Genomic DNA, 15,347 nt, shown 5'->3' with positions numbered 1-15,347 from the left:
TCCACTTTTAATCTAATGCAACAGCGCGCTAGCTCCTTGGAAGAACGGCAAGATAAACTCAGTGCTCAAGTCGAAACAGCAGTAAGCTTAGCTCAACACTATTATGACCAACGAAATATCCTTGGCGAAGAGACAGCAAAGAAACAAGCACTTCAAGCCATTGAGACGCTTCGCTATGACAGCACCAACTATTTTTGGATCTTAAACCAACAACTCAACATTATTAGTCATCCCCTTAAGCCAGAACTCAATGGCAAGAATGCGGGTAACTTAAGAGACGGTGCGGGCAAGCACCACTGGCGTGAGATGGTGTCCATCTCTCAAACTGCACAACAGAAAGGCTTTCTTGACTACCAATGGAAGAGTCCGAATGGAGAGTTAAAAGATAAGATATCGTACGTACAACTTTTTCCTGAATGGAATTGGGTGCTAGGTTCTGGAATATTGGTCGCTGATATTCAAGATGCATTCTACGCGTTGGCGATTAAAGAAGGAATGGTTGCGGTTGTGTTGTCTGGCCTACTGTTTGCAATGGGCTACGCGATATCCAATAACATCCTTGTACCTCTTAATAAGCTTATCGATAACACCCATAAGATTGCCGATGGCGACCTTCGTGTACGTATGAACATGACGCGCAAAGATGAGCTGGGTGATATGAGCCAACAGATCGATACCATGCTTGATAAGCTGCAAAGTACACTACGTACCGCCAATGAATCTGCGGATCTATCGAGCAATATGGCAAGTCACATTGCTCAAGCGAGTGAAGAGGCGGCGACCAGTGTCAACTCGCAACATGCTCAGCTTGAATTATTGTCTACTGCGATGACAGAAATGAGCGCCACTATTTCAGATGTCGCGATCAATGCAGAGAGCACGGCGGCAAGTACCAATAAAGTCGTCGATCATGCCAACCAAAACGATGACAACATGCAGGTCACTTCTAAAACCATCTCTCAAGTTTCAGAGAACATCTCTACGGCTAACGAATTGGTAAGAGACCTACAATCCGGCGTAAGCGAGATAAGTCAAGTTGTGAGCGTCATTCGTGATGTGTCAGAACAAACGAACTTATTAGCACTTAACGCAGCAATAGAGGCGGCACGTGCAGGAGAGCAAGGAAGAGGGTTCGCGGTTGTCGCAGATGAAGTCCGTAATCTTGCTAGCCGGACTCAAAATTCAACGAACGAAGTTCAATCCACAATTGAAAAACTGACTCAACAAGCGGAACGCACCTTCAAAGCAATGCAAAGCAGCAATGAGAAGGTTGACCACAGTGTTGTCGCATCTAACGAGACTCGCCAACAACTTGATGTGATTGTGAATGAGCTTCACAACGCCAATGACATGGTCGCACAAATCGCAGCGGCTTCAGAACAGCAAAGTACGGTAGCCACCGAAATGAGTGAAAGTGTCACTGGGATTCACCTAGCTGCAAACGAAGTACTTCAGGCCTCACAATCGCTCGCAGAAGACAGCCAGAAAATGGCCAACACAACAGAGCACCTTACTGAACAGTTGAAATACTTTAAGGTATAAATCCAGCAGCGCTTACTCTTAGCGCAGACAAATCGAATAAAAAAACACCTCCGCACTCGAGATAAGTCCGGAGGTGTTTTCGTTTATTGGTATCTCGGGGATTAATCCAATCTCCGAACGTAGACCTTAAACCAGCTTCAATTAATGCGCTGCCACTGAAATCTTCGGTGGGTTGATGTTGTGCTTTTTGAACTCTTTCATCACACGCAAGGTAATGTCTGTTTCAAACAACTTTTCATAAGCTGTATCGACGACGTAAGCCTTACAAGTTAACTGTATCGCCAGGTAGTTATCCGTAATCGTCTGTTTAACCAGAACCGTAACAGGCTTAGGCAAGTGGATGTAGCGGCTTGAAGACGCAGCTTCTTGAATCAAGTCACGGGCTAGGGTGATGTCTTCATCCATTCCTACGTAAAACGGAATCACGACCTGCATATCCAATGCACCATAGTTACCGCTCGTCGTCACTTCATTTAAGAACTTGTTGTTCGGGATGGTAATGATGTCGTCATTCAAAGTTCTCATACGCACAGAACGCAAACCAATAGTGATAATGTCCCCGTAGTTACCTTCGAACGTGACGCGGTCACCTACTTGAAACGGTCTATCAATCATCACCGTAATACCCGCGATGAATGATGCCGCCAAATCTTTAAGCGCAAAACCAACGGATACAGCGAGGGTACCACCAATCAAAGCCAGTATTTGGTCGTTGATTCTAAAACTCATCATGAACACGATAAGACCGGTGCTCACGTAAATAAAGAACTGAGTAAACGACTGCAATTTCTGTAGCAACATTCGATATTGCACGAACTGACTACCAAAACTGGTCACCATCGAGTTGATGAACTTGAGCAATAACCACATTGCAGCAATAACAATCATGGAGAAGAACACGCCGCTCCAGCGCACAAGGCTAGCTATCTTTGAGATGTTTTCTACATTGGCTAACTCTTCTGTCGCAAAGCTCGGGAAACTGACAGCACTTGCCAAGCCAACAAATAGTAGGATAAATAACTTCTTCATTTTACTTCACCAGTAGATGTTGACGGTCGAGAACGTTCGTAATATGGCGGAACCAGTGCTCAGAAATCCGAGCCTTTTCTTCATGCCAACCAATATAACCACGGCTTTCAAAATAACGCAGAATACCCGTTATTTCTGCCGTGCTCAGTTGTGTACATTCAGACAACACTTCTGGCGAAGCGATTTCCAATTGCACGATAGAGCGTAATACAGCCAACATTGGTTTTGGCATATTCTCTAACTCCTGAGCTTCAGGAACATGGAAAAGGCGCACCACTGCTTGATCTGTCTCTTTATTTCGGTTCAAAGAGAGTCGGAAGAACCGCAGCGCAACGGTAGGGTTGCCATCAGAGTAGTGCCATAAAATTCGATAGAAACCTTGGCGTGCGCGTTCTTCTTCACTCATATCATCTTGGCCCCACTGTTTAGGGACTACTAAGCCATCAAAAGACAACGGCTTCTCAAGCTCCGTATTGATACGGCTATTTAGAAGTTCACCCACTTGTTTCTCAGTCCAACGCGGAAGGAAACACACCAAGTCAAACAGCAAACGTTCGCCACGCGCTCTATCAACAAACCGCCAGCTCGATTTGGCAATCGATATCACGACACGGTGGTTCTTTTTAGAGCGACGCAGAAGGTTGGTTAAACGAATCAAATCAGACAAGCCACCGACCATTGGTTTCACCAGTCGTTGTGCGTTATCAATCGCAATAAGGTAAGTCGTATTGCTCTTACGCAAATGCACCAAGATCTGAATCTCAGTGGCTTCTTCTTCCAAACCAATACTAACGGCAAGATGCGCTAAAAGTTCTTGGTAACCGGCATAAGGACAGCTCACATAAACGGGCTCTGCGTTAGAGACTTTGTGCAGTAAGGTATATAGCAGCGTTGTCGCGCCGACACCACGTTCGCCAGACACAATACAGATAGCCGGGCTGTCTGACATTAAGTAGCGTGATAACTGCTTAATTTCATCTCCCGCGTAATCTATCAACGTACTGTCGATGTTACCCGGAAGAATGTATTCATAGGTTTGATCGCCTTTGATTCGAACCAAGTTTTGCTGATTCTTATCAAGGTCAGACTGTTTAGCAACTTCAATTCTAAATAGATAAGCTAAGGCCTGGCTAAACAAAGTGTAATTGGATAGCAGGGCCATAATTCGATGTTGAAAGTTGTAAACACTCAACCACACGATGCCAATGACCGTCGCCAATATATTAAGTAAGAAGGTATCCTTGCGGTTTACTGCCCAATTCACCCAAACCGGACGATCAGAGATGTGTTGCAACGTATCGAAGACCTTCGCTCTCCATAGTCTGAGAACTGAGATCGTGACCAGCACAAACCAAAAAAACAGAGCGCTGTAAATCCAGCTGTAAATCGTACCTTTGCCTAGCGTAATACTTGATATCTGGAGAATCACACCCGCAACGATGAAGCTCCACACGTAACGACGAATAGTCGATAGGCGTAGTGCTATCACTTCTTGATTTGATGTACGACCTAAACGGTAGGCAAATTCCAAAATAAAGCTGATGGCAATCGAACCACCTAGAATCCACCAAGTGAAGATCTCCAGGAAAATCAAATGTTGAAGACTAGGGATACTAGAAAGCACTCTCAATGACAATGTGATGGCAATTAGCCAAGCAATCGCACGATCAGCGCGGCTGATATACCAAATCACGCGAACCAGAAAAGGAGGGTTCGTTTTCGCTTCAAGAAAGTTAATTCGAAACAGTTCAATCAAGCGGGTGCTGTTGGCAAGCCACCACACTAAACCGAAGTAGATGAATAACACTTTTAGTGAGGCACCAATCACTGGCACTGGCGAAATAAAGATGTCTTTAACAAGCGCTTTAAAGCTACGAATTTGGAAATAAACAAGATACTCAATATTGAGCTTGGTTAATTCCCACTCTTGCTTAAATTGGGTGACACCATAAGGGCCAAAACCGGTTAAGCGCTCTTTGTTTGCAGAGTTTGTCTGTTCTAAGAGGTGCTGCTTACTCACGTTCAAGCTATTCAAAGTGACGTAACTGGTTTGAACGGCAAACCATTGATCGACGTCGCTGTTATCTCGGTAAGCTTTTATCTGTTGCTCGAAGGTTTTGATCTCTTGCTTTTGGACTCGCAGAACTTCGGCAAGCAAAATGTTGACCTGACGTCTATCCGACGCTTCCATAAATAGAGGGTCGGGTAACGAATCAATTCGCTCATCAAGGGCAACAGCAGAATCGGATACCTGCGGCTGAGATTTTAAGTCATATTCCAAGTTGGCATGACTAGGCCAAGAGAGAATGGCCAAAGTGAGGATTAAGAAGCGCGATAGTGAACGCATAAAAGTCTCTTAGAATTATGAGGTTAGGATTACTATAGTTAGTTAATCTGACTTTGTGAAATCCAATCCGGTATTGGGGGCGAGTACTTTATTCCTGTTTCGACCGATTTTGTCATGAAATTGTCAGGGATTAGGCTAGTCTTGCCTATGTCTGCTGTTGCTTTGGTCAGGTTAGTTTCACTGCGACCAATCAGCATGCGATATATTCAATGGTTGGCATGATTTAGGGCGTTATATGCCGCCAATTACAGGGTATTGTTAGATATTTTGTTTTTCCTGAAAATCGATGGATTTTAGGCAGCAAATTGAAAATCAAAAGTGTGAGTTAGCTCAAACTATGATTTGGCTGGGTTATCACTCACTTAATAGCGGGTAAATGCAATCAATACTTGCAGTTAAAGCCCTGAACAAGTAACGTTGCGACGTTTTTCACATTAAGAAGGTAATGGCATTGATCTCCACAGCAAATATCACCCAACAATTCGGCGCTAAGCCACTTTTCGAAAATATTTCAGTTAAGTTCGGCGAAGGCAACCGCTACGGTTTAATCGGCGCGAATGGCTGTGGTAAATCGACGTTCATGAAGATCCTATCGGGTGAACTAGAGCCGACTTCTGGTAACGTAAGCTACGATCCAAACGAGCGCGTCGCTAAGCTAAACCAAGATCAATTTGCTTACGAAGAATTCACGGTAATTGATACGGTTATCATGGGGCACAAAGAGCTTTGGGCTATTAAGCAAGAGCGTGACCGCATTTACTCTTTGCCAGAAATGAGCGAAGAAGACGGCATGAAGGTGGCTGACCTTGAAGTTCAGTTCGCTGAAATGGACGGCTACATGGCAGAAGCTAAAGCGGGTGAGCTTCTTCTTGCTGTAGGTATTGAAGAGTCAATGCACTTCGGTTTGATGAGCGAAGTGGCACCGGGTTGGAAACTTCGTGTTCTATTGTCTCAAGTACTGTTTGCAGACCCGCATATCATGCTTCTTGACGAACCAACGAACAACCTGGACATGGACACCATCAAGTGGTTGGAAGATACGCTAAACCAACGTAACTGCACAATGATCATCATTTCGCACGACCGTCACTTCCTAAACTCGGTTTGTACACACATGGCTGACCTTGATTACGGCGAACTTCGTCTATTCCCAGGTAACTACGATGAGTACATGACGGCTGCGACTCAAGCTCGTGAACGTCTACTCTCTGACAACGCTAAGAAGAAAGCACAAATTGCTGAACTTCAAACGTTCGTTTCTCGTTTCTCTGCTAACGCATCTAAAGCGAAGCAAGCAACGTCTCGTGCTAAGCAAATCGACAAGATTCAACTAGACGAAGTTAAAGCGTCTAGCCGTCAAAACCCATTTATCCGTTTCGAACAGTCTAAAGAACTATTCCGTAACGCACTTGTGGTTGAAAACCTATCTCAAGGTTTTGAAGAAGATCTTTACAACAAGTTCGATGCCATCTTCGAAGTAGGTGAGCGTGTTGCTATCATCGGTGAAAACGGTGTAGGTAAAACAACACTACTTAACACACTAGCTGGCGCACTAGAACCTCGCACTGGTGAGTACAAGTGGTCTGAAAACTCAAACATCGGTTACTACGCTCAAGATCACGCACACGATTTCGAGACAGACATGAACCTGTTTGATTGGATGAGCCAATGGCGTCAAGAAGGTGAAGACGAGCAAGTTGTTCGTGGCTTCCTAGGTCGTATGCTATTTGGCCAAGACGACATCAAGAAATCTGTAAAGGTTATCTCTGGTGGTGAACAAGGTCGTATGCTTCTTGGCAAGATCATGATGCATAAACCAAACATCCTTCTAATGGATGAACCAACGAACCACATGGATATGGAATCTATCGAAGCGCTTAACTTGGCTCTTGAGAACTACAAAGGCACATTGTTCTTCGTATCTCACGACCGCGTATTCGTAGACTCTCTAGCAACTCGTATCCTTGAAATCAAAGATGGCAAGATCAACGACTTCCGCGGTACTTACGCTGAATTCTTGAAAGCTCGTGACTAAGCATTAAACGAGCCGTAGTTTCTAACTACATACGCTTGAATTAAAAAAACGCCGTCGTACTTTTAGTATGACGGCGTTTTTGTATTTATATGTTGTGAGCCACTAACTCTTCACATCAGAACTACATATTAAAAGCTGTTAGCGAATCACCAAATCGAACTCACGCTTTTTGTCCGGATGCTGATTGTTCACCTTTCACATCAAAATCGATCTTGTCTGCACCTGTGAACACTTGGAAGCGTAGACCTTTAGCACGAGCAATCGTGGTGATACCGAACTTCTGCGCCAAATCTAAGCCCATTTGGGTCACGCCAGAACGTGATAGAAGAACAGGGATACCCATCTGCGCAACCTTAATCACCATCTCAGAAGTCAAACGACCTGTAGTGTAAAAGATTTTGTCTTCACCTAACTCCTTGTTAAGCCACATCTCACCAGCCAATGTGTCAACGGCATTGTGACGGCCTACATCCTCCACAAACGACAATACTTGGTCGTCTTTGCAAACAGCACAACCGTGCACCGCGCCTGCTTTCTTGTAGGTATCGTTGTAATGAGTCAACGCTTCAAGCGCTGTGTAGATTTCAGATTGCTTAATCTTGTTTTGAGGCACCTGGTAATCTTCCAACTGCTTCATCACGTTGCCATACATGGTACCTTGACCGCAGCCAGAGGTTACTGTTTTCTTCTTAAGCGCTTGCTCAAGTTGGCTTGTATCTTCTTTGGTGATAACCGCTGCAGAGCTGGTTTCCCAATCGATGATAATAGATTCAACCGCTTCTGGGTCGGAAAGGAAGCTTTGGTTTTTCAAATAGCCTAATACTAATGACTCCGGACGAGAACCTAACGTCATTAAGGTTACGATCTCTTTCCAGTTCAACATCACGGTAAGAGGGCGCTCACACGCGATCTGTTTTGTTAGCTTTTCGCCATATTCATCAAACACTTCAACTTCGATTGTCTGAAGTGGGTTCTCACTGGTTTTTATTATGTTTGGTTTTACCACAGTCATTTCCTACTTAATGAGATAGCGATTTTATGAGATAAGAAGTCAACAAGAGCAATAAGGCTCTCATTCATCAATGCGCTAGTTTGTTGGTTCGCTATGGCCTAGGTTTCGATTATCGTTCTCGAACATGCCATAGATCTTTGAATACATAGCTCTGTGAATAACATTAGCGAATTAGCTAAAGCAAATCTTATTCCAAAATAACGGGGATTGATGGAAACATGAAGCATTAGATTAAAATAGCGCAAAATATGAGAGTTCACCGGGTGGAGTTGTCTGAAATAACCAGTATCGACTAACGTTATAGTGACAACTTGATAACGAACGCTATAGATACGCTCTCATAGGTAATCCGTATTGGCGTGTTTATTGCTTTATGGGGTGTATATGATTGCGCACAGTACAAAATGTCCTAAGTGCATTCAGACCAAAGAAAATCAATTGGGTGAAGTATGTCTGAGATAAAAGAATTCCAAGAACAATATGAAAAAACAGAAGCAGCTTGGCCAATCGGTGTCCAAAGAATAGAGAAAGAGATCAAAACAGGTATCTGGGTAACCACACAATGGGAATTGACGGGGTTTGAACTGTCGCCAGAAGACGATACTCAAGACGTTTGTTTACTTCAATTACATAAAGACGAGCGTACAGACTATCGTTTCAACCTTAGCTCTCAACAACCTAAGCTTTTCTTAGTGATGGATAACGTCGATTCTGGTGTTGAGCCAGTCATTCAGTTACTTACGGCATCACAAACGGTTGCTGGGCAATACATGGACGGTGACAACCAAGTCCTTTCATACGACATTCCTTTGCCTGTACAAGCTTGGATGGAAGCATTCATTGGCCGTCATGGCGAGTTACTAGAAGCAAGACGTAAGAAACGTAAAGGCGCGGGTCGATCAAATGGCAACTAACTTTTTTAGCCGTTGGTCTCAACGAAAGCTCGATGAATCGTCTGATGAACCATTAGAAGCGCAACAAACGCTTGAGGAAGCCGAGCTTATTTCTTCAGAGGCTTCGTCTGCTGCTTCATCTATAGGTGCAGAAACATCAGAGTCATTAGACCGTCAGATTTTAGAAAATAGAACTTTAGAAAATGGTTCTCCAGAAAGCAATGAAGAAACTCATGCTGTCGATTCTCAAGCTATTGACTCTCAGGAGATAGCATCAGAAACGACTGAAGACTTGTCTGTTGCTCAATTATTGGTGTCAGAAGCATCTGAGAGCGTAAAAAAAGCGGCCTTGCGTAAATTATTCCTCTCAGAAGAGTTCAACGTTCGTGATGGTTTAGATGATTACGACGACGATTACAGTAATTTGAAGTCTCTTTCTGAAGGGGTTGCGGAAACCTTGCGTGATTGGGTTAAAGACAAAACGGAAGACGAAACCACACCAGAAGAAGAGCAAGCCATTGATAATAAAGATGAAGGTGAGGTTTTAGGAAATTCTGAAAGCGATCTTGAGGTATCTGATAATGAACTTGAAACGTCAGAAATTGACGAAATAACAGAACAAGAAAATGAACTGTATAAAAATACAGTACCAGATATTGACGCTACAATGTCAGACGAAGCTGACCTGAAAAAGATGGGACAAAATATACCACACAAAGAATAGGTACATTTTGACTAAACACTCAATGAGCCGCTTGCGACAAAATGTCCCAAGCGGTTTTTTTATACGCACAATAAACGCTATAAATCATTAAACTACTGATATATTGGGATTATTAAACTGGCATGGCATTTGCTAAATAACGTTCATTATCAACTTTTTTGTAGATAGACGAGTTCATGGTCTGACGAACGGCACACTGGCTAAAGGGTTAGTTGTTAACGGATTACTCAGCAAGTTCTCTATCGCTTACTACAATGAAAGTTGAACAGATTATCCATGTCCAAAGATGGAACTGAGCAATGCTTAAACAATTATTAGAACAAGCAACTTCAAATAACGCTAAAGCAAGACTGTATGCATTTGAAAATACAGTTGAGTTAACAAATCTGATTCCACCTACTGTTAGCTACGAAAGCGGCGGTAATACTCTTGTTATTGGTCCAACTGCGATCATTGAAAGTGCTGCGGCGCAATTACCTCAATTGACGAGCCTAACCTTATTGTCGACAGACGGCGAAAAGGGCACAAACCCAGAACTGTATTTCGCGAATTCGGTTCAAGTCTCCGGTTTCCTTGGCACGTTTGAAGTTGTGATCGAAAGTAAAGGCACATCAAGCAACCTAGCGAAAGTCGCGATTAATCACGATTGTTTCGATGTTGTTCTAGACCTATGTCTGAATAGCTGCATGACAGAGGAAGTACCTGTACCAGGTTATTACCCAGTAGGTCGTGGCTATCCAAAACTGGCTGAAGCACTGGAAGAGATTCCAACGCTTATGGGCACCTTTGATAAACCTAAGTTCTTCCGTCTAGACACTGACCTTTGTGCGCACAGTTCTCGTGGCGTAAAAGGCTGTGAGCGTTGTGTCGATGCTTGTCCTGCTGGCGCACTATCAAGTGAAGGCTCGGATAAGACCGGTCATAAGATCGAGATTAACCCTTACCTATGTCAAGGCGTCGGAACTTGTGCGACAAGCTGTCCGACAGAAGCTATCTCTTACGCATTGCCTAATCCTGACGATACTCAAAAATTCATTGAACGTACGCTAGCGAATTACGAGCAAGCGGGCGGTCTTGATCCTATCGTGCTTATCTGTAGCTCACGTCATGAAACTTACAACGTGATGGCTCTTAAAGCGCTACCAGATAACGTGATTCCAATTGTCGTAGAAGAACTTCCATCTATTGGTATTGATACTTGGTTTGCTGCTTTAGTAAATGGCGCGACTCAAGTTCTGTTTGCAGCATCTCGCTTTATGCCAGAAACGATCATTCGTGTTCTGAATAACGAAGTAGGGATCGCTCAAGAGTTACTAGACCAAATCGGTATTCCAAAAGAAACCATCGATATTTTGTACTTAGAGTCTCTACGTGAAGGTCCTCCAACACTATGTGTGGATTCGTTCGACCTTGCACTTGGCGATCTTCAAGGTAATAAGCGCCAACGTCTATTCACAGCACTTGATGCAATGTCTTCAGCTCGTATTCCAGTTGAAAATATTGTTGAGCTTCCATCGAATGCGCCATATGGCACGGTTTCGTGTGAAAGCAAAGATTGTACTTTGTGTATGAGTTGTGTGGCTGTGTGTCCGACACGTGCACTTCATACCGACGGGGCTTCTCCATCACTTAAATTTGTAGAACAAGACTGTATTCAATGTGGCTTGTGTGAAAAGGCATGTCCTGAAAATGTTCTGACTCTTACGCCTCGTATGAACTGGGTAAAAGAAGAACGTCAGAAAGCGGTTGTGATTCATGAAGAGAAAGCTGCGGAATGTGTACGTTGCCATAAACCATTCGCACCTCAGTCTATGATCGACATGTTACAGAACAAGTTACGCGGTCACTCTCACTTTTCAGATGAAGCAGCGATCAATCGTATTGCTATGTGTGAGGACTGTCGTGTGGTGGATATGTTCGATTCAATGGCGCAAGACCCATTGAAACAATTGAAATACTAGGAGTTAGCCTTGGAAACTAATTTGGATCAGGCACAAGAACAGACACTAAGAACTGAGATCTATTTGGTCCTATCTGCACTGTTTCGTAGCGCACCTTCTGAAGAGGTGATCGACTTTCTAAAAACGCTAGATATTGAAGCGTCTGAAAGTGCAATGCAGAAAGCTTGGATTGCTATTCAACAAGCGGCAACAGAATCAAATCGCGAAGCGTTAGAAGACGAATATCAAGATCTGTTCATTGGCATTGGCCGTGGAGAAATTGTTCCATTTGGTTCTTGGCATCGCACTGGTGCCATGATGGAAAAACCATTGGCAGAGATTCGTCATGATTTAGAGCTTTTAGGCATTGAACGTGACGATCAAGTGAAAGAGCCAGAAGATCACATCGCAGCATTGTGTGAAGTGATGGCCATGCTAACGGCCGAAGAAGAAGCCCTGCAACAAGCGGTATTCAATAAGCACCTTGGCCCTTGGTTTAACTCTTTCACGCGTCAGCTTGAAGGGGCAGAAAGCGCGAACTTCTACAAATCGGCAGCTCAGCTGTGTGAAGCATTCCTAACGTTAGAACAAGTGCGTTTTAGCGTGAATACAAAAAGCAGTAAGCACAAATTAAAGATTGATGTGAAAAACGTCACTGATTACGAGTAATCGAGCAGTACGCGATTATATCGATAGAGGGGCATTAAGCCTCCAAAAAAAGATCTACCGTAAGGTAAGGAAGCAATGATGAAAGATAATAAAGATATAAATACAAGCCGTAGGGACTTACTCAAAGGCTTGACGACTGCAGCCGTAGCTGGTGCCGTTGTCGCTAGTACAACTAAAGTGGCAACCGCTTCAGAAACTGTTGAAATTTCGAAAGAAGACGTGAAGAAGACAGGGTATCGTGAAACGCAACATATTCGCGATTACTACGACACACTTTAGGAGATAACGGATGAAACTTGTCAAACGCTCCGATAGTGTGAGCAAAGAAACCAATCAACTGGGTGTGTCTCGACGTGCCTTCATGAAAAACACTTCATTAGCCGCTGGTGGCGCGGTAGTAGGCGCAAGTCTATTCGCACCGGGCATGATGAAGAAAGCACAGGCTAAATCAGTCGATCCAGAAGCGAAAACAGAAGTGAAACGTACTATCTGTTCTCACTGTTCTGTGGGTTGCGGTATCTACGCTGAAGTTCAAAACGGTGTTTGGACAGGTCAAGAGCCTGCATTTGATCACCCATTCAACGCTGGTGGACACTGTGCGAAAGGTGCAGCACTTCGTGAGCACGGCCACGGTGAGCGTCGCCTTAAGTACCCAATGAAATTGGAAGGCGGTAAGTGGAAGAAGCTTTCTTGGGAACAAGCGATTGAAGAGATCGGTAACAAAGCGCTAGAACTTCGTAAAGAGTCTGGCCCTGATTCGGTTTACTTCCTAGGTAGTGCGAAACACAGTAACGAGCAAGCTTACGCATTCCGTAAGATGGCGTCGCTTTGGGGCACGAACAACGTTGACCACCAAGCGCGTATTTGTCACTCAACCACAGTAGCCGGTGTTGCAAACACTTGGGGTTACGGCGCGATGACAAACTCGTTCAATGACATGCACAACTGTAAATCGATGCTGTTCATTGGTTCGAACCCTGCAGAAGCTCACCCAGTAGCGATGCAACACATCTTAATCGCGAAAGAGAAGAACAACTGTAAGATCGTTGTTGCGGATCCTCGTCGTACACGTACTGCTGCGAAATCTGATCACTACGTTTCTCTTCGCCCAGGTTCAGACGTTGCGTTTATCTGGGGTGTGTTATGGCATGTCTTTGCTAACAAATGGGAAGACCAAGAGTTCATCCGCCAACGTGTATTCGGCATGGACGAGATCCGTGAAGAAGTCGCGAAGTGGAGTCCAGCTGAAGTTGAGCGCGTTACTGGCGTAAGCGAACAAGACGTTTACCACACAGCAAAACTGCTTTCTGAAAACCGTCCGGGTTGTATCGTTTGGTGTATGGGTGGTACTCAACATACTACAGGCAACAACAACACACGTGCTTACTGTGTACTTGAGCTTGCGCTAGGTAACATCGGTAAGTCAGGTGGCGGTGCAAACATCTTCCGTGGTCACGATAACGTACAGGGCGCAACAGACCTTGGCGTACTGTCTGACACGCTTCCAGGTTACTACGGCTTGTCTGAAGGTTCTTGGCGCCACTGGTCGAAAGTTTGGGATATCGACTTTGATTGGATCAAAGGACGTTTCGACGACAACGCATACGGCGGTCAAAAACCAATGAACAGTGCAGGTATTCCTGTCTCTCGTTGGGTTGATGGTGTGCTTGAAGACAAAGACAAGATTCGTCAGCGCGAAAACATCCGTGCCATGTTCTACTGGGGTCACGCGGTGAACTCTCAGACTCGTGGTCCAGAGATGAAGAAGGCGATGCAGAAGCTGGATATGATGGTTATTGTTGACCCATACCCAACCGTTGCAGCGGTAATGAACGATCGTACTGACGGCGTTTACCTGCTTCCAGCAACGACTCAGTTTGAAACCTACGGCAGTGTAACGGCATCAAACCGTTCTCTACAGTGGCGTGACAAAGTTGTAGATCCTCTGTTCGAATCTAAGCCTGACCACGAAATCATGTACCTTCTTTCTAAGAAGCTTGGTTTCTCTGATCAGCTGTTCAAGAACATCCGTGTTGAGAACAACCAACCATTGATTGAAGACATTACTCGTGAATTCAACAAAGGTATGTGGACGATCGGTTACACAGGTCAAAGCCCAGAACGTTTGAAAGAGCACCAACAGAACTGGCATACATTCCACAAAACGTCTCTGGAAGCAGAGGGCGGGCCTGCAAATGGTGAGACTTACGGTCTTCCTTGGCCATGTTGGGGCAACCCAGAGATGAAACATCCGGGTACACATATCCTTTACGATACGTCTAAGACGGTTGCTGAAGGTGGTGGTAATTTCCGTACTCGTTTCGGTGTTGAGTTTGAAGGTCAAAGCCTATTGGCTGAAGACAGCTACTCAAAAGGCAGCGAAATTAAAGATGGCTACCCAGAGTTCAGTGACAAACTACTGAAACAACTGGGTTGGTGGGATGACCTAACAGCAGAAGAGAAAGCCTCTGCTGAAGGTAAAAACTGGAAGACTGACGTTTCTGGCGGTATTCAACGCGTGGCTATCAAGCACGGCTGTATCCCATTTGGTAATGCAAAAGCGCGTGCGATTGTTTGGACATTCCCAGACCGCGTGCCACTGCACCGTGAGCCGCTTTACACACCACGTCGCGACCTAGTTGCTGACTACCCAACATGGGATGACAAAGAGGCGATCTTCCGTGTACCTACGCTTTACAAGTCGATTCAAGAGCAAGACAAATCTGGTGAATACCCGATTATCCTGACTTCTGGTCGTCTGGTTGAGTACGAAGGTGGTGGTGAAGAGACACGTTCTAACCCTTGGCTAGCAGAACTTCAACAAGAGATGTTCGTTGAAGTAAACCCGAAAGACGCGAACGACATCGGCTTTAAAGACGGTGATGATGTTTGGGTTGAGGGTGCTGAGAAGGGCCGAATTAAGGTGAAAGCGATGGTTACACGTCGTGTGAAACCGGGGCTGGCATTCATCCCATTCCACTTCGGTGGTAAGTTCCAAGGCGAAGATTTGCGTTCTAAATACCCAGAAGGCACTGATCCTTACGTTATTGGTGAAGCTGCTAACACAGCAACCACATACGGTTACGACCCTGTCACGTTGATGCAGGAAACGAAAGTAACCCTTTGTAATATTCGTAAAGCGTAAGGAGTCTTAAA

11 protein-coding genes are annotated in these 15,347 nt (G+C 44.6%); 8 read left to right on the top strand and 3 right to left on the bottom strand.

The window, feature by feature from the left end:
- The coding region (locus A142_RS02020; RefSeq protein WP_029405603.1) for a methyl-accepting chemotaxis protein at nucleotides 1-1,542 on the top strand (1,542 nt) is incomplete at its 5' end.
- Nucleotides 1,543-1,683: 141 nt separating this feature from the next.
- Here the strand turns inward: A142_RS02020 and A142_RS02015 are convergent.
- Complete coding sequence (locus A142_RS02015) at nucleotides 1,684-2,571, bottom strand: mechanosensitive ion channel family protein (RefSeq protein WP_019824648.1); 888 nt, start codon at nucleotides 2,569-2,571, stop codon at nucleotides 1,684-1,686.
- Between the two features lies 1 nt (nucleotide 2,572).
- Nucleotides 2,573-4,918, bottom strand: coding sequence for an ATP-binding protein (locus A142_RS02010; RefSeq protein ID WP_019824647.1), 2,346 nt, complete (start codon nucleotides 4,916-4,918; stop codon nucleotides 2,573-2,575).
- A 451-nt stretch (nucleotides 4,919-5,369) separates the two neighbouring features.
- Here A142_RS02010 and A142_RS02005 point away from each other — a divergent pair, with 451 nt between their 5' ends.
- Nucleotides 5,370-6,953, top strand: a complete 1,584-nt coding sequence (locus A142_RS02005; RefSeq protein WP_029405602.1) for an ABC-F family ATPase — start codon at nucleotides 5,370-5,372, stop codon at nucleotides 6,951-6,953.
- A gap of 160 nt (nucleotides 6,954-7,113) precedes the next feature.
- Here A142_RS02005 and A142_RS02000 read toward each other — a convergent pair whose 3' ends face one another.
- Nucleotides 7,114-7,959, bottom strand: coding sequence for a formate dehydrogenase accessory sulfurtransferase FdhD (locus A142_RS02000; RefSeq protein ID WP_019824645.1), 846 nt, complete (start codon nucleotides 7,957-7,959; stop codon nucleotides 7,114-7,116).
- A gap of 455 nt (nucleotides 7,960-8,414) precedes the next feature.
- On the opposite strand from A142_RS02000, the gene A142_RS01995 reads away from it, so the two are divergent.
- From A142_RS01995 to A142_RS01970, 6 genes are all read left to right on the top strand, one after another.
- Nucleotides 8,415-8,879: a DUF3305 domain-containing protein gene (locus A142_RS01995; protein ID WP_019824644.1), complete on the top strand. Its 465-nt coding sequence runs from the start codon at nucleotides 8,415-8,417 to the stop codon at nucleotides 8,877-8,879.
- Nucleotides 8,869-9,582 carry a DUF3306 domain-containing protein gene (locus A142_RS01990; RefSeq protein WP_019824643.1) on the top strand — a complete coding sequence of 238 codons (714 nt, stop codon included), beginning with the start codon at nucleotides 8,869-8,871 and terminating at the stop codon, nucleotides 9,580-9,582. The genes A142_RS01995 and A142_RS01990 overlap by 11 nt, the downstream gene beginning before the upstream one ends.
- A gap of 299 nt (nucleotides 9,583-9,881) precedes the next feature.
- Nucleotides 9,882-11,543, top strand: a complete 1,662-nt coding sequence (locus tag A142_RS01985) for a 4Fe-4S dicluster domain-containing protein (RefSeq protein ID WP_019824642.1) — start codon at nucleotides 9,882-9,884, stop codon at nucleotides 11,541-11,543.
- A gap of 9 nt (nucleotides 11,544-11,552) precedes the next feature.
- Complete coding sequence (locus tag A142_RS01980; RefSeq protein WP_019824641.1) at nucleotides 11,553-12,191, top strand: TorD/DmsD family molecular chaperone; 639 nt, start codon at nucleotides 11,553-11,555, stop codon at nucleotides 12,189-12,191.
- A gap of 78 nt (nucleotides 12,192-12,269) precedes the next feature.
- The gene (locus tag A142_RS01975; RefSeq protein WP_029405601.1) at nucleotides 12,270-12,470 is read left to right on the top strand and encodes a twin-arginine translocation signal domain-containing protein; all 201 of its coding nucleotides are present in this window, start codon (nucleotides 12,270-12,272) and stop codon (nucleotides 12,468-12,470) included.
- Nucleotides 12,471-12,480: 10 nt separating this feature from the next.
- Nucleotides 12,481-15,336 carry a formate dehydrogenase subunit alpha gene (locus tag A142_RS01970; RefSeq protein ID WP_019824639.1) on the top strand — a complete coding sequence of 952 codons (2,856 nt, stop codon included), beginning with the start codon at nucleotides 12,481-12,483 and terminating at the stop codon, nucleotides 15,334-15,336.
- Nucleotides 15,337-15,347: the final 11 nt, after the last annotated feature.

The sequence above is a fragment of the Vibrio splendidus 12E03 genome, from assembly GCF_000272105.2.
Lineage (GTDB): Bacteria > Pseudomonadota > Gammaproteobacteria > Enterobacterales > Vibrionaceae > Vibrio > Vibrio splendidus_I.
Note: the sequence above shows the minus strand (reverse complement) of the source record. Positions and strands in the feature narration are given on the sequence as shown.

Coding starts and splice junctions, on each gene's coding strand:
- A142_RS02010 (WP_019824647.1), bottom strand. CDS start 4,918: ATGCGTTCACTATCGCGCTTCTTAATCCTCACTTTGGCCATTCTCTCT.
- A142_RS01975 (WP_029405601.1), top strand. CDS start 12,270: ATGAAAGATAATAAAGATATAAATACAAGCCGTAGGGACTTACTCAAA.
- A142_RS01985 (WP_019824642.1), top strand. CDS start 9,882: ATGCTTAAACAATTATTAGAACAAGCAACTTCAAATAACGCTAAAGCA.
- A142_RS02015 (WP_019824648.1), bottom strand. CDS start 2,571: ATGAAGAAGTTATTTATCCTACTATTTGTTGGCTTGGCAAGTGCTGTC.
- A142_RS01995 (WP_019824644.1), top strand. CDS start 8,415: ATGTCTGAGATAAAAGAATTCCAAGAACAATATGAAAAAACAGAAGCA.
- A142_RS01990 (WP_019824643.1), top strand. CDS start 8,869: ATGGCAACTAACTTTTTTAGCCGTTGGTCTCAACGAAAGCTCGATGAA.
- A142_RS01970 (WP_019824639.1), top strand. CDS start 12,481: ATGAAACTTGTCAAACGCTCCGATAGTGTGAGCAAAGAAACCAATCAA.